Origin of the sequence: Pseudomonas sp. LB-090624 (genome assembly GCF_003205205.1) — a bacterium.
Taxonomy (GTDB): domain Bacteria; phylum Pseudomonadota; class Gammaproteobacteria; order Pseudomonadales; family Pseudomonadaceae; genus Aquipseudomonas.
Window position 1 is genome coordinate 26014 of sequence record NZ_QJRL01000002.1, and the last position, 18639, is coordinate 44652.

At 64.2% G+C, this 18639-nt stretch carries 16 protein-coding genes; 6 read left to right on the forward strand and 10 right to left on the reverse strand.

The window, feature by feature from the left end:
- Positions 1-52: 52 nt before the first annotated feature.
- Positions 53-1099, reverse strand: coding sequence for a class I SAM-dependent methyltransferase (locus DMX11_RS02080; protein ID WP_110742941.1), 1047 nt, complete (start codon positions 1097-1099; stop codon positions 53-55).
- 244 nt (positions 1100-1343) lie between these two features.
- Between DMX11_RS02080 and DMX11_RS02085 the strand changes: the two genes are divergently transcribed.
- Positions 1344-2705: a UDP-glucose/GDP-mannose dehydrogenase family protein gene (locus tag DMX11_RS02085; protein ID WP_110742943.1), complete on the forward strand. Its 1362-nt coding sequence runs from the start codon at positions 1344-1346 to the stop codon at positions 2703-2705.
- Here DMX11_RS02085 and mqo read toward each other — a convergent pair.
- Entirely contained in the window at positions 2702-4279 is a 1578-nt protein-coding gene (mqo, locus tag DMX11_RS02090; RefSeq protein ID WP_110742945.1) for a malate dehydrogenase (quinone), read from the reverse strand. The genes DMX11_RS02085 and mqo overlap by 4 nt on opposite strands.
- Positions 4280-4421: 142 nt before the next feature.
- Between mqo and DMX11_RS02095 the strand changes: the two genes are divergently transcribed.
- Positions 4422-5642, forward strand: a complete 1221-nt coding sequence (locus DMX11_RS02095; RefSeq protein ID WP_110742947.1) for a putative DNA modification/repair radical SAM protein — start codon at positions 4422-4424, stop codon at positions 5640-5642.
- Positions 5633-6481: a TIGR03915 family putative DNA repair protein gene (locus DMX11_RS02100; protein ID WP_110742949.1), complete on the forward strand. Its 849-nt coding sequence runs from the start codon at positions 5633-5635 to the stop codon at positions 6479-6481. The genes DMX11_RS02095 and DMX11_RS02100 overlap by 10 nt, the downstream gene beginning before the upstream one ends.
- Before the next feature lie 41 nt (positions 6482-6522).
- Here the strand turns inward: DMX11_RS02100 and DMX11_RS02105 are convergent, their stop codons facing one another.
- The 3 genes from DMX11_RS02105 to DMX11_RS02115 form a co-directional block, all read right to left on the reverse strand.
- Positions 6523-7494, reverse strand: coding sequence for a biotin-dependent carboxyltransferase family protein (locus tag DMX11_RS02105; RefSeq protein ID WP_110742951.1), 972 nt, complete (start codon positions 7492-7494; stop codon positions 6523-6525).
- Positions 7491-8378 carry an allophanate hydrolase subunit 1 gene (locus DMX11_RS02110; RefSeq protein ID WP_110742953.1) on the reverse strand — a complete coding sequence of 296 codons (888 nt, stop codon included), beginning with the start codon at positions 8376-8378 and terminating at the stop codon, positions 7491-7493. Before DMX11_RS02110 ends, DMX11_RS02105 begins: the two co-directional genes overlap by 4 nt.
- Before the next feature lie 86 nt (positions 8379-8464).
- The gene (locus DMX11_RS02115) at positions 8465-9223 is read right to left on the reverse strand and encodes a 5-oxoprolinase subunit PxpA (RefSeq protein WP_110742955.1); all 759 of its coding nucleotides are present in this window, start codon (positions 9221-9223) and stop codon (positions 8465-8467) included.
- A 120-nt stretch (positions 9224-9343) separates the two neighbouring features.
- On the opposite strand from DMX11_RS02115, the gene DMX11_RS02120 reads away from it, so the two are divergent.
- Positions 9344-10261, forward strand: a complete 918-nt coding sequence (locus DMX11_RS02120; protein WP_110742956.1) for a LysR family transcriptional regulator — start codon at positions 9344-9346, stop codon at positions 10259-10261.
- Between the two features lie 17 nt (positions 10262-10278).
- Here DMX11_RS02120 and DMX11_RS02125 read toward each other — a convergent pair whose 3' ends face one another.
- The 5 genes from DMX11_RS02125 to gtdA form a co-directional block, all read right to left on the reverse strand.
- Positions 10279-11472: a 3-hydroxybenzoate 6-monooxygenase gene (locus DMX11_RS02125; RefSeq protein WP_110742957.1), complete on the reverse strand. Its 1194-nt coding sequence runs from the start codon at positions 11470-11472 to the stop codon at positions 10279-10281.
- Positions 11473-11501: 29 nt separating this feature from the next.
- Positions 11502-12143 (reverse strand): maleylacetoacetate isomerase, encoded by a 642-nt coding sequence (maiA, locus tag DMX11_RS02130; protein ID WP_110742958.1) that lies wholly within the window; start codon positions 12141-12143, stop codon positions 11502-11504.
- Between the two features lie 18 nt (positions 12144-12161).
- Positions 12162-13514 carry an aromatic acid/H+ symport family MFS transporter gene (locus tag DMX11_RS02135; RefSeq protein WP_110742959.1) on the reverse strand — a complete coding sequence of 451 codons (1353 nt, stop codon included), beginning with the start codon at positions 13512-13514 and terminating at the stop codon, positions 12162-12164.
- An 81-nt stretch (positions 13515-13595) separates the two neighbouring features.
- A complete protein-coding gene (locus DMX11_RS02140; protein ID WP_110742960.1) occupies positions 13596-14294 on the reverse strand; it encodes a fumarylacetoacetate hydrolase family protein in 699 nt (232 codons plus the stop codon).
- Between the two features lie 16 nt (positions 14295-14310).
- Positions 14311-15366 carry a gentisate 1,2-dioxygenase gene (gene gtdA, locus DMX11_RS02145; RefSeq protein ID WP_110742962.1) on the reverse strand — a complete coding sequence of 352 codons (1056 nt, stop codon included), beginning with the start codon at positions 15364-15366 and terminating at the stop codon, positions 14311-14313.
- A gap of 141 nt (positions 15367-15507) precedes the next feature.
- Here gtdA and DMX11_RS02150 point away from each other — a divergent pair, with 141 nt between their 5' ends.
- Together DMX11_RS02150 and treS are read left to right on the forward strand one after the other, a co-directional pair.
- On the forward strand, positions 15508-16434 hold the full coding sequence (locus DMX11_RS02150; protein ID WP_110742964.1) for a LysR substrate-binding domain-containing protein: 927 nt from the start codon (positions 15508-15510) through the stop codon (positions 16432-16434).
- Between the two features lie 87 nt (positions 16435-16521).
- On the forward strand, positions 16522-18588 hold the full coding sequence (gene treS, locus DMX11_RS02155) for a maltose alpha-D-glucosyltransferase (RefSeq protein ID WP_110742966.1): 2067 nt from the start codon (positions 16522-16524) through the stop codon (positions 18586-18588).
- Positions 18589-18639: the final 51 nt, after the last annotated feature.

Sequence of the window (18639 nt, forward strand, 5' to 3'; positions counted from 1 at the left end):
ACCAGGCGCCCCGTCTGTTTTTCAGGCCCGCGAACAAGCAAGCCAGCAAGCGCTACTTACGGGCCTCCAGAATCAGGTTGAACGGCGTTTGCGTGGCCCGCCGGAAGCTGCGGAACCCCGCCTCCTCGAAGACTGCCCGCAACCGCCCCTCCCCGGCCTGTGCCCCCAAACCCAGACCCACCTCTTGCGACAACGAATTCGGCGTGCAGATAAACGTCGACGCTGCATAGAACAAGCGCCCGACCGGCGTCAGGTTGCCCTCCAGCGAATCCTCGGCGTAAGGCTCCACCAGCATCACCGTACCGTCGTCCTTCAACGCGCGGTAAGCATGTTTCGCGGCCCCCACCGGGTCGCCCATGTCGTGCAGGCAATCGAAGAAACACACCAGGTCATGGTCATGCCCCGGATAGTCCTTGGCGCTGGCCTGCTGAAAGCTCACCCGCCCAGCCAACCCCGCCTCGCGGGCACGTTCGCTGGCCGTGGTAACGGATGGCCCATGGTAGTCGTAGCCCACGAAGGTGGATGCCGGAAACGCCTGGGCCATGACCAGGGTCGAGGCGCCATGGCCACAACCCACGTCCGCCACCTTGGCGCCCGCCTGCAGTTTGGCCACCACGCCCTCGAGTGCCGGGAGCCATTCAGCCACCAGAAAGGTGCGGTAACCCGGTCGAAAGAACCGCTCGGTGCCGCTGAACATGCACGGGTGATGGTCGCCCCAGGCCAACCCGCCGTCACCACGCATGGCTGCAACCAGCTTGTCCTTGTCATGGAACAGTGCCGCCACCACTGCCGCGCCGCCGGCCATGTAGGCCGGCGAATCCTCCAGCGCCAGGGCCATGGCCTGCTCTTCCGGCAGCACGAATCGGCCTTGGTCATGCACCATGTAGCCCGATGCCGCCTGGGCGTTCAGCCATTCGCGCACCAGCCGCGGGTGGCAGCCGGTCTTCTGCGCCAGTGCCTCGGGGGTAGTCGGCTGGCTGTCAGCCATGGCCCGGTACAACCCCAGTTCATCGCCGAGAATGACATTGGCCAGGGTCGCCGCCGCGCCCATGTCGCCCACCAGCTTGCCCATGAAATCGTGAAGCCTTGCCTCGTCCATGACCTGTCCTCCTCTGCAAGAAGGCCATCGCCAGCGCTGAGGGTCCGCTCCGGGTGACGGTGGTCGGTTCAAGGGTTTCGGCTCGCTGTACGAACGGTTACCTGCAAGCCATAAGTAAGTTTAGATGGTCTGCCTGTAGGCAAAGCAATCCAGGCTGAATAGCCAGCGAAATCAGCCAGCAGGTAACAATTCCTAAACACCGATGTGACATTTTTTTTCAGCTTTCTAATCAAGGAGCGGTGAAATGAAGGTCACGGTTTTCGGTACCGGTTATGTCGGCCTCACCCAGGCTGTGTGCCTGGCCCAAGTGGGGCACTCGGTGTTGTGCATGGATGTCGATGCCGAGCGGGTCGCCGCCCTCGGCGCCGGACACTGCCCGATCTTCGAGCCCGGTCTTGCGCCCATGCTGGAGAACAACCTGGCCTGCGGTCGCCTGCGCTTCACCACGGATGCCGGCCAGGCTGCCATCTTCGCCAGGTTACAGTTCATTGCAGTCGGCACCCCGCCACAAGCCGATGGCAGTGCCGACCTGAAGCACGTGTTCGCCGTGGTCGACAGCATCCTCCAGCATGCTGACGGCCCCAAGGTCATCGTCAACAAGTCCACCGTGCCGGTGGGTACGGTACATCGCCTCAAAGCGCGCATCGCCCAAGCCGTGGCCGATGGCAGCCGCTTCCAGGTGGTCAGCAACCCGGAATTCCTCAAGGAAGGGTCGGCAGTGGCCGACTGCATGCGCCCCGAGCGCATCATCGTCGGCGGCGCGGGCCCTGCCGAACTGGAATTGCTGCGCGAGTTGTACCTGCCCTTCAGCCGTAACCGCGAAAAATTCATGGTCATGGATGCGCGCAGCGCCGAGCTGACCAAGTACGCGGCCAACTGCATGCTGGCGACCAAGATTTCCTTTATCAACGAAATTGCCAACCTCGCCGAGTATCTGGGCGCCGATATCGAAATGGTGCGCCGTGGCATCGGTTCAGACTCGCGCATCGGCTACGACTTTATCTACGCCGGCTGCGGCTTTGGCGGTTCGTGCTTCCCCAAAGACCTGCAAGCCCTGCGCCGCAGTGCCGAGGCCGAAGGCTTCGAGCCACAGTTGCTACGCGCGGTGGAATCGGTCAACGAGCAGCAGAAGAACCGGCTGTTCAGCAAAATCCAGCGCCACTATCACGCTGGCCTGCAGGGCAAGGTATTCGCCCTGTGGGGGTTGTCGTTCAAACCCAACACCAACGACATTCGTGAGGCCGCCAGCCGGGTTTTGCTGGAAGCGCTGTGGGCCGCGGGCGCCCGGGTGCAGGCCCATGACCCGCAGGCCATGGAAGAAATCCAGCGCCATTACGGGCCGCGGGCCGACCTGCAACTGGTGCCCTGCAAGGACGCTGCACTGGAGGGTGCGGATGCCCTGGTAATCGTTACCGAATGGCAGGAATACCGCGTGCTCAACCTGGACAAGGTGCCGCAACAGCTGACCGACCGGGTGGTGTTCGACGGGCGCAATCTGTTCGAACCTGAACACATGGCCGCCGCCGGCCTGACTTACTACGGCATCGGCCGCGGCCAGGTGCAGGCACCGGGGGCGCCCGCGAAGGACCGCCCGCAGGCCTGCTAAGGCTTCACAACGCCCTCGGGAGGGTTCAACTGCAGCACCTCGTTGGTATAGGCCCACTCCTTCTGCACCTGGTCCGGGTGGTCGTTCAGGCGCATGCCGTAGGACGGAATGATCTGTTTGATCTTTGCCTGCCACGCGGGCGAGGCCACTTTGTCCTTGAACACCTTGTTCAACACATCGAGCATGATCGGCGGGGCGGTCGAGGCGCCCGGCGAGGCGCCCAGCAAGCCCGCGATGCTGCCGTCTCTGGACGTTACCACTTCGGTACCGAGCTTGAGCACACCACCCAAGGCCTCATCCTTCTTGATGATCTGCACCCGCTGGCCGGCCTGCCACAGCCGCCAGTCTTCCTGCTTCGCTGCGGGGAAATAGGTGCGCAGCGCCTCGAAACGGTCGTTGTCGGATTGCAGCACCTGGCCAATCAGGTACTGCACCAGGTCGAACTCGCGCACCCCAACCCGTACCATCGGCCAGGCGTTGTGCACACTGGTGCTGGCGAGCAGGTCAAGCAGCGAGCCCTGTTTAAGGAACTTGGTCGAAAAGGTGGCAAACGGGCCAAACAGGATCATGCGCTTGCCGTCGAGCACCCGGGTGTCCAGGTGCGGCACCGACATCGGCGGCGCACCGGTGGCGGCTATGCCGTAGGCCTTGGCCATGTGGCGCTGGGCGATGGCCGGGTTGTCGGTGACCAGGAACGACCCCCCCACCGGGAAGCCGGCATAGTCCTTGGCTTCGTCTATCCCCGATTTCTGCAGTAGCGGTAATGCCGCACCACCAGCGCCAATGAACAGGAATTTGGCGTCGGTAGCTGCCTTGCTACCGTCCTTCAGGTTCTTGTACTCGACATGCCAGGAGCCATCGTCGTTGCGGGTGATGTCCTGCACCTCGGTCGACAGCTTGAGGTCGAAATTCGGCCGGGTCTGCAGGTAGCCCACGTACTGCCGGGTGATCTCGCCAAAGTTGACGTCGGTACCGATCGGCGTCCAGGTCACGGCCAGCTTCTGGTTGGGATCGCGGCCTTCCATCATCAGCGGTACCCATTTGCGGATCTGCTCATGGTCTTCGGAATACTGCATGGGCTTGAACAGCGGGCTGGCTTGCAGCGCCTCGTAGCGCTTTTTAAGGAAACGGATGTTGTCATCGCCCCAGACAAAGCTCATGTGCGGGGTGGTATTGATGAACGAATGCGGATTTTTCAGCACCCCCTGCTTGACCTGCCAGGCGAGAAACTGGCGCGTTACCTGGAACGACTCGTTGATTTCCACCGCCTTGCTGATGTCGATCTTGCCGTCTTTTTCCGGGGTGTAGTTCAATTCTGCCAGGGCCGAGTGGCCGGTGCCGGCGTTGTTCCAGCCGTTGGAACTCTCCTCGGCAACCTTGTCCAGACGCTCGACCATTTCCATCGACCAGCCCGGCTCCAGCTCATTGAGCCACACGGCCAAGGTAGAGCTCATGATGCCGCCGCCCACCAGCAGCACATCGACCTTCCTGGTTTCCGCCGCTTGGGCATTGAGCATGCCAATGGCCAAGGCCAGCCCGGCCATCGCCAATTTTGGCTTGATGGTGATCTTCATAACCTCTCCCGCGCCTCGTTGCTGTCCGTGGTTCAGCCACAAGCTTAGCCGACGCATTTAGTCGGGTATGTCGAAGCAGACACTTGCAATCGGCCACATCTCAAAATACTGTATGAATACTCAGTATCGCAGGTCAGCCACCATGCAACTCATCGCCAAACTCGGCATCCTTGCCGACGCAGCCAAGTACGACGCCTCCTGCGCCAGCAGTGGTGCACCCAAGCGCAATTCGCGCGGTGCTGACGGCCTGGGTGCCACCAACGGCATGGGTATCTGTCACAGCTATACCCCGGATGGCCGCTGTGTCTCGCTGCTCAAGGTCCTGCTGACCAACTTCTGCCTGTACGACTGCCAGTACTGCGTCAACCGCCGCTCCAGCAACGTGCCGCGCGCACGCTTCAGCCCCGAGGAAGTGGTGCGTCTGACCCTGGACTTCTACCGGCGCAACTGCATCAGCGGCCTGTTCCTCAGCTCTGGCATCATCCGCTCGGCGGACTACACCATGGAGCAACTGATCCGCGTCGCCCGGCTGTTGCGCGAGGAGCACAACTTTCGCGGCTACATCCACCTCAAGACCATCCCCGATGCCGACCCGCTGCTGATCGAAGAGGCCGGCCGCCTGGCCGATCGGCTCAGCGTCAATATCGAACTGCCGACCGACGCCAGCCTCAAGCGACTGGCACCCGAGAAGCAGGCGCACACCATTCGCCAGGCCATGGGGGTGATCCACCAAGGCCAGCAAGCCGTGGCCAACGAGCCCAAGGCGCCACGCTTCACCCCGGCGGGGCAAAGCACTCAGGTCATCGTCGGTGCCGACAGCACCGACGACAGCACCTTGCTGCGCAATGCCGAGTCGCTGTACCAGGGCTATGGCCTGAAGCGCGTGTACTATTCAGCCTTCAGCCCGATCCCCGACAGCCCGGGCAGCGTGCCGCTGGCCGCACCACCGTTGCTGCGCGAACATCGGCTGTACCAGGCTGACTTCCTGCTGCGCGGGTATGGCTACAAGGCCGGTGAACTGCTGGGCCAGAGCGGTAACCTGGCGCTGGACATCGACCCCAAGCTGGCTTGGGCGCTGGCCAACCGTGAAGTCTTCCCACTGGACGTGAACCGCGCCGAGCCAGCGCTTTTGGCACGCATCCCGGGTATCGGTCTGCGCAGCGTACAGCGCCTGGTGGCCCTGCGGCGGGAACGGCGGATCCGTTATGACGACCTGATTCAGTTGCGCTGCGTGCTGGACAAGGCGCGCCCGTTCATCGTCACCAGCGACTACCGCCCCGCACAGGCCGAATTGCGCAGCAGCCTGTTGCGGGCGCGCTTGCGTGAGCCGCAAGCGCCGGTACAGATGGGGTTGTGGGGGTGATTGCGCTCGATTGCGACGACCTGTTCGACACCTGGCGCGACCAGGCCCGGGGGTTGTTGGGGCATGGCATCGACCCATCGCAAGTCACCTGGTCGCAAGGCCCCATGGCGGACCTGCTGGCCGTGCCGGCAGCGCCGCCTGAGGGGCCTGGGCCTTTTCGGGCCAAAGTCCCGGCAGCACTGCTGAGCCAGTTGGAGCAGGCCTCGCGCTACCGTGGCGAACAACGCTGGAATTTGCTGTACGAAGTGCTGTGGCGCGTGGCCCATGGCGACCGCACGGCCATGCTGGCTGGCGACCGCCTGGGCAGTGAGCTGCAACGGCGTATCAAGCAGGTGACACGTGAAGCGCATCACCTGCATGCCTTTGTACGCTTCGTGCCGCTGCCTGATGACCTGGTTGAACATTTACAGCTTGACCTGGTGGCGTATCACGAGCCGGCACATGACATTCTGCAAAGTGCCAGCCCGCACTTTGCTGACCGCTTGGGGCGGTTACGCTGGTTGATCGCCACGCCACAGGATGGCATTCGCTTCGACGGTACCGGGTTCGACTACCAGCGGCACTGCCCCGAAACCTGGCGGCTTTGGGCCCGCAACGCCGAAGACCCGGGCGCGGAGCTATGGCGCACCTACTATCGCCACACTTTCAACCCTGCCCGCCTGAACCCCGATGCCTTGCGCCTGCACATGCCCGGGCGGTTCTGGCGACACTTGCCGGAGGGCATGCTGATTCCCCAGCTCGAAGGCCTGGCACGCCAAGGCAAGCAACGAGACGGCCAGGCCCTGGAAGTGGCCACTCAGGCCGGAAAAAAAATCAGCAAACCCACACCGTCGGCGTGAGGCAACGTGGGGGCCAGCCGAGCAAGGCGCTGTGCTGAGGGTCAGGTGAAGAGCCTGGCCAGGCAGCCGAGCTTCTTCTTGTACGACCGTCGCGCCTCCAGCGCCTGTTCCATGCTCACTTTCAGGAACCGCGCCTGCTGGTTGGGTTGCATCTGCCCGATCAGGTCCAGATCAGCGCTGATGACTGTTCCAATCATGGCATAGCCACCCCCCGAGACGGCATCGCGGTGCAGGATGATCGGCTCCAGCCCGGCCGGTACCTGGATCGAGCCAATCGGGTAGCAGCTGTCCACAATGTTCGATGGGTCGGAGCCTGCACCGAACGGCTGCTCCCGCGGCTGGAAGCCCAAGGCGCTGCCGCCCTTGTAGCGGTAACCGATACGGTCCGCTTCAGAGCCGACGGTCCACGCCTCGGTGAAAAAGCTTTGCGCTGCGGATTCAGTCAGGCGGTGGAAGTACAAGCCCGGCACCACCCGTAACACCACCTCACCGCCCAAGGCCTGGCGCAGCGCCATCGGCAGGCTTGCGCCGGCCCGGCTCTTGCCGCTGGGCACCCCGACCGGCAACAGGTCACCGGCCATCAACTTTCGGCCCTGAAAGCCACCCAAGGCCCCCAGCGCATAGGTCGAACGGCTACCTAGCACCTCCGGCACAGCAATACCGCCAGCCACTGCCAGGTAAGCCCGGGCGCCTGCCGTGGGGAAGCCGAAACGCAGCACTTGCCCGGCGCGCACGGCAAACGCCGTGTCCGGGCGCTGCTCGCGGCCATCCAGCAGCACTGGCATCTGTGCACCGCACACCGCCACCAGCGTATCCTGCTGGAACTCCAGTTCCGGCCCCACCAGCGCACACTCCAACCCGGCGGCGCCCGCCGGGTTGCCCACCAGGTGGTTGGCGGCGCTCAGGGCGTACTGGTCGAGGGCGCCGGAGGGCGGTATGCCCAGGTGGTAGTAACCTTCGCGGCCAAGGTCCTGCACGGAAGTCGCCAGGCCCGGTTTGAGTACCTTGATCATGCCAGCACCTCCTGCAGCGATTTCGGGTAGCCGACCGGGTCGGCGAGAAAGGCGTCCAGGGAAAACTCCACGGGACGAATGCGCAGGTCGAAACGGCCCTCCTCCACATCCGCCACCGCCTGGTCATAGGCACGACGGTCAATGGGTTTGAACTGCACGATGTCACCGGGGCGGAAGAACACCATGTGCTCCTTGAGGTAGTTCAAGGTCTGCTGCGGATCGTAGATGGGTGCCGGGGTTACGCCGAACATCTGGTAGCCGCCAGCCCCGCGCACCGAGTAAATGCAGCCGAAGCAACCGCCATGGCCGAGGGTGAGCTTGGGCGTGTCGGTACGCGGTCGCAGGTACTTGGGCACCTGCAACTGGCGCTGGCGCTCGACCATCTGGAACATGAACGGCAGCCCGGCGACGAAGCCGACCATCGACACGAACCACGGCGCACCGCTGTGCGCGGCAATGAATGCGTCGACATCGGCCAGGCCATTGATGCGTGCGGCATACTCCAGGTCGGTACTGGCCGGGTCTTGGTGGCGATCACGAAAACGCATCAGCGTTTCATGGGTCCAGGGGTCGTTGTACAGCACCGGAATCTCGATGATCCGCGTGTGCAACGAACGTTCGGCCACCGCCTGCGCTTCGGCGCCGCGCACGGCTTCGAGCAGGGTTTCAGGGGCAATGCGGTCGGGGTCGAAACGAATCTGGAACGACGCGTTGGCCAGGCACACGTCCAGTACACCCTCCAGCGCCAGGCGTTCTACCGCGCGGGTGACGGCCATGCCCTTGAAAAAGGCTTCCAGCGACATGCTTTCGCTGACCTCGGCAAACAGATGCTCGTCGGCGCCGAAGCTGTAGCGGATCGGGGTGGTAGCAAGCGATTCGGCCATGACTGTTCCTTTTCTTGGAATCTTTATAGAAAGGCAGGCAAAAACAACATACACAGGCTCCGGGCTCAATTGGCCGGATGCCTCACTCAACGTGGCGCACGTACCGCGATACCGGCCGTGTCCAGTGCCTTGCGCGTGGCCTCGACCAAGTCGAGCGCCCCGGGGGTGTCACTGTGCAGGCAGATGGAGTCGAATTCGATGGCCAGGTCCTGGCCTTCGACAGTGCGCACCACGCCTTGCCGGCAAGCGCGCAGAACACGCTCGGCAACCGCTTGTGGCTGGTAGCCCCGCACGTTGCGGGTGAACACGATCGAGCCGCTCAGGTCGTACTCGCGGTCGGCGTAGAACTCGCGAACCACCGGTTGGCCGAGGGCCTGGGCAATGCGGCAGATCACCGAGCCTGGCATGCAGAACAGCAGCAGTTCCGGCTCGATCACCCGTAGGTTTTCCACCAGCAAGCGTGCGGCTTCTTCGTCACGCGCCAGGTGCATGTACAGCGCCCCGTGCGGTTTGATGTGCTGCAGGCGCACGCCTTGGGCACGGGCTATTTCGCGCAGCGCGCCCAGTTGGTAGAGCACGTCGTCGACCAGTTCCTGTGCTGGCGCATTGATGTGCCGGCGGCCAAAGCCGACCAGGTCACGAAAGCCCGGGTGGGCACCCACGGCAACGCCCAGTGCCCTGGCACGCTCGACAGTGCGGCGCATGGTGCCGGGGTCGCCGGCATGGAAACCGGTGGCGATGTTGGCGCTGCTGATGTAACCCATCAGCTCATGGTCGACGCCATCGCCAATGGTCCAAGGGCCAAAGCCCTCGCCCATGTCCGAGTTGAAGTCTACTGCTTGCATGACGGCGTCTCCTGGCACTTGTGACTGCATGCAAGCCACGTTAGATTCTCCGCACCCCCTTGGGAAGATCTATAAACAGATAGGGTGCCTTCTGAAAAACAGATACCCCCGGAGTTCACTGTGTCGCTGACCCTGCGCCAGGTACGCTACTTCGTCGCCACCGCCGAAATTGGCCAGATTTCCCAGGCGGCGATCCACCTCAACATCTCCCAGTCAGCGGTCACCACGGCCATCAAGGAGCTCGAAGCGATGCTCGGCGTGCTGCTGTTCCAACGCTCGCCCCAAGGCATGAGCCTGACCGAGGCTGGCCGGCATTTCCTGAACCGCGCCTATGTCATCCTGCGCAGCGTCGACGATGCCCTCAACAGCCCGCTACCAGACGTGCGCGCCAGTGGCCTGCTGCGCCTGGCGGCCAGCTATACGGTGATCGGCTACTTCCTGCCGCACCACTTGCAGCGCCTGGAACACTGGCACCCGGATGTGACCCTGGAGCTGTACGAGCAGGAGCGCAGTGCCATCGAACAAGGGCTGCTGGAGGGGCGGTTCGACATGGCTGTGGTGCTCACCGCCAATCTCACCCACCCGGACATCGTTTCGGAAACACTGTTCAACTCCGAGCGCCGGCTGTGGCTGCCCGGGCATCATCCCCTGTGCGAGCGCTCAGCGGTGAGCCTGGCCGATGTGGCAGGTGAACCGTTCATCCTGTTGACCGTGGATGAGGCCGAGCAAAGTGCCATGCGTTACTGGGAACAGGCCGGGCAGCGGCCGAACGTGCGGGTGCGGACCAGTTCGGTGGAAGCGGTGCGCAGCATGGTGGCCAACGGCAGTGGCGTGGCGATCCTTTCAGACCTGGTGCACCGCCCGTGGTCGCTGGAGGGCAAACGCATCGAGACAGTGACCATCAGCGACCCGGTGACGCCGATGAGCGTGGGCTTGGCCTGGCACCGGGAACGGGCGTTCAGCCCGGCGATGCAGGCGGTGCGCAATTACTTCCATGATGCGTTTCTGGCACCGCAGCAGTTGTCGGCCCGGCGCTGAGGCTGCCGGGCCTGTCATCAGCGTTTCAGGCAGGTATCGATGTTCCAGCCATACAACCACTGCACGGCATCGTAGAACTGCTCCTGCGAACGGCCTGCCCACAGCTGGTTGCGCACCAGCCGCTCGACGCCCTTGGCATGATAAAGCCGCCCCATTTCCCGCGCCGACCACAACACCCGTGCGGTACGGGGTATGCGGATCGATTCGTACAGGCGGAACGCCGCCTGCAAGTCATGCTCACAGGCCTTCACCGCCTCCCCTAGCACCACCGCGTCCTCCAACGCCATGCACGCGCCCTGGGCCAGGTACTGGGTCATCGGGTGAGCAGCATCGCCCAGCAGGGTCGCCCGCCCTTCTCCCCAGTGCTCCACCGGGTCGCGGTCGGCGGTCGCCCAGCGGCGCCAGGAGGTTGGCCGGTCGAGCATCTGCCGGGGCCGCGGGTGAATGCCCTCGAAATAGGACAGTACCTCTTCCTTGCTGCCGTCGGTCACACCCCACTGCTCCTCGTTACGGCTATGGAAAGTGACCACGAGGTTGTACTGCTGGCCGCCGCGCAGCGGGTAGTGCACCAGGTGGCAGCGCGGGCCGGCCCACAGCATCGGCGCGTTGACGCGCAGATCTTCGGGCATGTTCTGCACATCCACCACGGCGCGGTACACCACGTGCCCGGTGACCCTCGCCGGGTCGCCAACCATGCGCTCGCGGATCACCGACTTCACCCCGTCACAGCCAATCACCGCGTCGGCCTGGTAGCGGTTGCCCTTGCTGTCGGTCAGGGTCACGCCATGGTCGTCCATCTCCATGCCGGCGATAAGCGTCGAGGTTTGGAAACGGATCAGCGGATTCTGCTGCACGGCTTCAAGGATCGACAGGTGAATGTCGGCACGATGAATCACACCATACGGATTGCCGAAACGCTGGCGAAAACGCTCGCCGACTTCAACCCGCCCTACCTCATGGGCATCGATGGCGTCCATCATGATCAGGTGGTCGGTAAACACCGAGCGATTGCGCGCAGTATCACCGACGCCCAGCGCATCCAGCGCGGCATAGGCGTTAGGGCCCAGCTGGATACCGGCGCCGATTTCACCGATGTGTTCGGCCTGTTCCAGCAGCAGCACCTGGATACCTTGGGCAGTCAGGGCCTGGGCGGCAGCAAGGCCACCGATGCCCCCGCCGACGATGATGATTTTTTGTTGTTGGGCAGTCATGGTTGGGATCTCCGTACAGGCTGCGGTTCTTATTGGATGAAATCGGCTTGGCGGCCGGGCGCAGCACGCTGGAAGGCTGGTTGCGCCTGGCAGTGGTCGTACACCGCCATCACTCGCGGGTAAGCGTGCAGGTCACAGCCCATGCGTTCGGCGTTGGCCACTTGCGGCACCAGGCAGCAGTCGGCCAGGGTCGGCTGTGCACCGAAGCAGTAGGGGCCTTGGCCATGGCGTTGCAGGAGGGCTTCGAGAGCGCCAAGCCCCTCGGCCACCCAGTGCGCGTACCAACGGTCCTTTTCCTCAGGCCCTACGTTCAGCACACCTTGCAGGTAACCAAGCACGCGCAGGTTGTTGAGCGGGTGGATATCGGAGGCGATCAGATGCGCCACCTCCAGCACCCGGGCACGCAGCAAGGGGTCGCCGGGCAGCAACGGCGCCTGCGGATAGCGCGCGTCGAGGTAGTCGATGATCGCCAGCGACTGGGTCAGGGTGACGCCATCGTTATCCACCAGCACCGGCACGCCACCCAGGGGGCTGAGCGCACGGTGCGGCGCCTGGCGTTGTTCTCCGGCACGCAGGTTGACGCCGTGGTAAGCCACTTCCAGGCCTTTCAGGGCCAGGGCAATGCGCACACGGTACGAGGTGGAACTGTTGAAAAAGCTATAGAGCTGCATGGCAGTATTCCTGCGGGTTCAGGGCATGAGGTGGGTGTTGGCGGGCAACGCAGGGGCAGGTCGCACGCCCTTCAGGAAGATCGCTGCAGCGGCCAGTACCGCAGGCAGCATGAGCACGCTGAACAGCAGCTCGAAGGACAGCCCGGCATCCATCAGCAATGCACCGCCGAAGGTGCCGCACACCGAGCCGACTCGCCCTACCCCGTGTGCCCAGCTCACACCCGTGGCGCGGCTGCTGGTGGGGTAGAACGCTGCAGCCAGGGCATTGGCACCGACCTGCGAACCGCTGATGCAAAAGCCCATGCCGGCCACGCTCAGCCCCAGCAGTACGTAGTCGCCATGGCACTGACCAATGGCGAACAGGCACGCCGCGCCGCCGAGCAAGGCCAGCATCAGCACGCTATGTGGCTCGAAGCGGTCCATGGCCGCCCCCAGGCACAATGCGCCAAGGGTGCCACCGATCTGGAACAGCGCGCTGATCAGCGCCGCCTGGCTCAGGCTCAGGCCGGTGTCACGCACCAGCAACGGCAGCCAGTTGGTCATGCCGTAGATGATCAGCAGGCTCATGAAAAACGCCAGCCAAAGCGCCAGGGTGCCGCGGCGCAACGGCGCGGCAAGAATCTGCCGCACCGGCGAATGGCCTTCTACCGCGTCATCGATGCGCACGCCCTGGCAGCCCACGGGCAACACACCAATGCGCCGCACAATGGCAAGCGCCTTGCAATCGGCCGGATTGCGCCGCGCCAGAAAACGCACGGACTCGGGCAGCGCAAACCACAATACCGGCAGCAACGCCAGCGGCAGCACCCCTCCCAGGGCCAGCACACTGCGCCAGCCGAAGACTGGCAACAACTGCGCAGCGACCACCCCGCCCAGGGCTGAGCCGAGGGTGAAGCCGCAGAACATGCCGGTCACCATCAATGAGCGTCGGCGTTGCGGGCAGTATTCGGAGGTCAGGGTAATGGCGTTGGGCATCGCCCCGCCCAGGCCCAGCCCGGTAAGCAGGCGCAACAGTGCAAGGCTGTGCAGGTCCTGGGCGAATGCGGCAGCCAGGCTGAAGACGCCGAAGCAGGCCACCGACAGCAACAGCACGCGCTTGCGGCCAAAGCGGTCGGCCAAAGGCCCGGCCATGAACGCTCCCAGCATCAGCCCGACCAGTGCTGCACCCAGCACCGGCCCAAGCTCGGGGGCGCCGATTTGCCAGTGTTCGCGCAGCGCCGGGGCAATGAAGCCGATGGCGGCCGTGTCCAGGCCATCGATGGCGGTGACCAGAAAACACAGCAGCAAGACCCGCCACTGAAAGCGCGTCACCGGCTGGCTATCGATGAAGGCTTGTACATCCACGGTGTTGTTTTTATCGGTGGAAGACATGAGCGAAACCTCCGGGCCGGCGCCAGGCGCAGGCCACGTGTTGAACCGGGGTGAAAGGCCAGCTGCGCTGGCCCACGGCAATCAGACGACGCGAACGCAGATTTCGCCCAGGCCTTCGACGCCACCCACCATCAGCTCGCCAGCGATCACCGGGCCCACGCCTTCGGGGGTACCGGTCATGATCAGGTCACCCGGCTGCAGCTCGAAGAAGCGCGACAGGTAGGCGATGGTTTCCGGCACCGACCAGATCAGCTTGTCGATGTCGCTACGCTGGCGGTCCTGGCCTTCGACCTGCAGCCAGATGCCGGCCTGCGCCGGATGACCAACCTGGCTGGCCGGGTGAAGCGGCCCGATGGGTGCTGAGGCGTCGAATGCCTTGCCGATCTCCCATGGCCGGCCCATTTCGCGCATCTTCATCTGCAGGTCGCGGCGGGTCATGTCCAGGCCCACTGCATAACCGAACACGTGTTCGTTGGCTTGCTCGGGCGCGATGTCGCGCCCGCCTTTACCGATGGCTGCGACCAGTTCGATTTCGTAGTGGTAATTGCTGGTTTGTGCCGGGTATGGCAGCTCCAGGGTCTGGCCGTCGGCCGTGGGTACCACGGCATCGGCCGGCTTGCAGAAGAAGAACGGCGGCTCGCGGTCCGGGTCAAAGCCCATTTCACGAGCGTGGGCAGCGTAGTTGCGGCCCACGCAGTAAACGCGGCGTACAGGAAAGCGCTGGTCGCTGCCGGCGATCGGCAGGCTGGTGGTGGCGGCAGGTGCAAACAGGTAAGTCATGGCAGGGCTCCTTGGATCAATGATGTTCGCGGGCTTCGCGCAGCAGCCCGAGGGCTTCCTGCACCGGCCGATCGGAATAGCTGAACAGCACACACGCGTCGTCCGCCTGCAGGCTCAGCGTTACCCAGCTCGGCACGACGAAGGTATCCTTGGGCTCGAAATGGAAGGTCTGCCCACCGATGATGGCGCGCCCCCGTCCCTCGACCACCGAGTACACGGTGGCATCGGTGCAGCGGGCAGTCTTGCCGGCGAACCCGCGTGGCAGCAGCTGCATGCAGGTACCGATGGTGGGCATGGCCCAGCCGCCAGTGGCCGGGTTGACATACCGCAGCTTCACGCCATCCCAGGCATCCACCTCGCCCTGCTGCTCGAGCGTGGCCAGCGCTTCGCGGGTACGCGTATACGGGTAGCTGAAAATCGGTGAGGTAGCGCCCTGCACTTCATGGCGCAGCGGCAGCATGTTGGCGCCGTAGCGGGCCAGGCTGTTACCGTCCGGGCGACTGACCGGCTGCACGGCCTGCGGGTAATTCTCGGCGAAACCGGCGCCATAGAAGCGCACGGTGGGGATGTCCAGGCCGTCGAGCCAGATCACCGGCTCGCCGCCTTCGGTTTCGCTGGGGTTGCCGTGGTCATGCCAGGTCCAGGACGGGGTGATGATGAAGTCGCCCGGGTGCATGGTGGTGCGCTCGCCGTCCACTGCGGTGTAGGCGCCCTTGCCTTCGACCACGAAACGCAGCGCCGACTGGCTGTGGCGGTGGCTGGGGGCAATCTCGCCCGGCAGGATCAGCTGCAGCCCGGCATACAGGCTGGGGGTGATCGAGGCCTGGCCGCGAATGCCCGGGTTCTCCAGCACCAGCACCCGGCGCACCGCCTCTTCGGCGCTGATCAGCTGACCGGCCTCCATCAGGTACGGGCGCACTTCACTGAAGCGCCACAGCGCCGGGACGCAGGTGGTGGTGGGCTGCGGCGGTACCAGGTTGTGCAGCTGTTCCCACAGGGGGAACAGCGCCTGGCTGTCGATGCGTTGATAGAAGTCGGCGCGGGCCGTGCCGATGTTGTAGTTGTTATTCATCGCTTCACCTTCGGTGGGCTGGGAAGGGGCGATTGGCAGTGGCAGCGCCCCGTTGTGCGATCGATTAAACGCCCGCCAGGCATACAAAAAAAATGATATTTTCATATGCATCCATACCAAAAAGATGATGAGAGGCACGCCATGCACTGGACCCGCCGCCTGCGCCCAAGGCACCTGCAACTGCTGGTGACGCTGGCCGAAACCGGTAACCTCAGCGACACCGCTCGGCAGGCCTACACCACCCAGCCTGGGCTGTCGAAGTTCCTCAAGGAGTTGGAGGAAGATGCCGGCGCCCTACTGTTCGAGCGCCATGCCCGGGGCCTGCGGCCGACCGCCGAAGGTACCCTGCTGGTCAACCATGCGCGGCGGATACTCAGCGAGATGGAGCGCGCACAAAGCAATCTGGATGCCTTGCGCGAAGGCAGCGCGCCCAACGTGGCGATAGGCACATCACCGGCTTCGGCGCCAAGCCTGGTGCCTGACGCCATCCTGTACTTCCTGGAAAAACACCCGAAAGCGCAGGTATCGCTGCAGGAAAGCACGATGAACGTGCTGCTCGAACGCCTGCAGCTGGGCCAACTGGATGTGGTGGTCGGGCGGGTCGACAACTACCAGCCCAGCCAGGCCCTGCACAGCGAGATGCTGTTTCGCGAACCCATGCAGGTCGTTGCCCGCCCCGACCACCCGTTGGCCGCGCGCAAGGGCCTGAGCTGGGATGACCTGTATCAGTACGATTGGCTGTTGTGGCCGCCCGCCACGCCGATCCGCAACCGCCTGGACACGGCCCTGAGCAACGCCGGGCGCAAGCCGTTGCCGTGCCGCATCGAATCGTCGTCGCTGATGGCCAATTTGTGGTTGATGCAGAACAGCGACATGCTGTCGGTGGCGTCCGGGCGGGTGGCCGAGCATTTCCATGGGCGCGGGTTGTTGCGCCAGCTGGATTTCGAGCTCGAGGCCGAAGGCTCGATCGGTATGTGCTGGCGTGATGAACCGCATATCGAAGGGGCAGTGCTGGATTTGCTGGAGAGCCTGCGCGAAGCGGCCCGCAGCCCCATTCGCAAGCCGTGACCGGTGCTGGTTTCTGCGCGGGCCGAACGTTCAGGCCGCGACGCCGTCATAACCTGAGCCGGTGCCGACACGCAAAGAGGACGCGAAATGACCCAGCCCGACCCGTCGTACGTCAAATGGCTCGAAGACCGCGCCATGCTCAAGGCCTCCCAGGACCGGGCCAGCCTGTACTCAGGCCAGTCGCGACTGTGGCAACAACCCTATGCCGAAGCCCAGCCCCGCCGAGCCACGGAAATCGCCTCGGTCTGGCTCACCGTCTACCCCGACGCCATCATCGCCCCTGAGGGCTGCTCAGTCCTCGGCGCCCTGGCCCACGAAGCACTGTGGAAGCGCCTGTCGGAAATCGGCGTGCAGGGCCTGCACACCGGCCCGATCAAGCTGTCCGGCGGCATTCGCGGCCGCGAGCTTACCCCCAGCGTGGACGGCAACTTCGACCGTATCAGCTTCGACATCGACCCGCTTTACGGCAGCGAGCCGGAGCTGATCCAGATGAGCCGCATGGCCGCCGCGCACAATGCCGTGACCATCGACGACCTGATCCCCTCACACACCGGCAAAGGCGCCGACTTCCGCCTGGCCGAGATGGCCCACGCGCCCTACCCGGGGCTGTACCACATGGTCGAAATTCGCGAGGAAGACTGGCCGCTGCTGCCGGAGGTGCCGGCAGGCCGTGATGCCGTCAACCTGCTGCCCGCCCAGTGCGACGAACTCAAGGCCCGCCATTACATCGTCGGCCAACTGCAGCGGGTGATTTTCTTCGAGCCTGGGGTGAAGGAAACCGACTGGAGCGCCACACCGCCCATCACCGGTGTCGACGGCAAGACCCGGCGCTGGGTGTACCTGCACTACTTCAAGGAGGGCCAGCCATCGCTGAACTGGCTGGACCCGACCTTTGCCGCCCAGCAGATGATCATTGGCGACGCCCTGCACGCGCTGGACTGCCTGGGCGCACGCGGCCTGCGCCTGGACGCCAACGGCTTTCTCGGCGTGGAAACCCGCGCCAGCGGTACCGCCTGGTCGGAAAGCCACCCGCTGTCGATCGTCGGCAACCAGTTGCTCGGCGGCATGATCCGCAAGGCCGGTGGCTTCAGTTTCCAGGAGCTGAACCTGACCCTCGACGACATCGCACAGATGTCCAAGGGCGGTGCCGACCTGTCCTACGACTTCATCACCCGGCCGGCCTACCAGCATGCATTGCTGACCGGCGACACCGAGTTCCTGCGCCTGATGCTCAAGGAAATGCACGCCTTCGGCATTGACCCGGCCTCGCTGATCCATGCCCTGCAGAACCACGACGAGCTGACCGTGGAGCTGGTGCATTTCTGGACCCTGCATGCTCACGACATGTACCTGTACAAGGGCCAGACCCTGCCAGGCAGCATTCTGCGGGAACATATCCGCGAAGAAATCTACGAACGGCTGTCGGGCGAGCATGCTCCGTACAACCTGCGCTTCGTCACCAACGGCATCGCCTGCACCACCGCCAGCCTGGTTGCGGCGGCATTGGGTATTCGCGACCTGGAACAGATTGGCGCAGCGGACATCGAGCTGATACAAAAGGTGCACCTGCTGCTGGTCATGTACAACGCCATGCAGCCCGGGGTGGTCGCGCTGTCTGGCTGGGACATGGTCGGCGCCCTGCCCTTGCCGGCCGAAGCCGTGGCCGAGCGCATGCTGGACGGCGATACCCGCTGGATCCACCGCGGTGGCTACGACCTCGCCGGGCTGGACCCGCAGGCCGAGACATCGGTGCGCGGCATGCCCCGCGCCCGGGCGCTGTATGGCAGCCTCGATAACCAGCTGGAGAACGCCGATTCGTTCGCCAGCAAGGTCAAGAAGCTGCTCGCGGTACGCCAGGCCTATGGCATCGCCACCAGCCGCCAGGTACTGGTGCCCGACGTGAGCAGCCCAGGTTTGCTGGTAATGGTGCATGAGCTGCCGGCGGGGCGCGGCATCCAGATCAGCGCCCTGAACTTTGGCCAGGACGTGATCGCCGAGGAGCTGCAACTGACCGGATTCACGCCGGGCCCGGTGGTGGACATGATCAACGAGACGGTCGAGGGCGACCTGACCGAAGATGGCCGGCTGATGGTGAACCTGGACCCGTACGAAGCGCTGTGCCTGCGCATCGTCAACAGCAGCGGCCATGTCTGACCGTCGGTAAGGCTGCTCCACGGTGTGGGAGCAGCCTGCCACTGCCTGCCC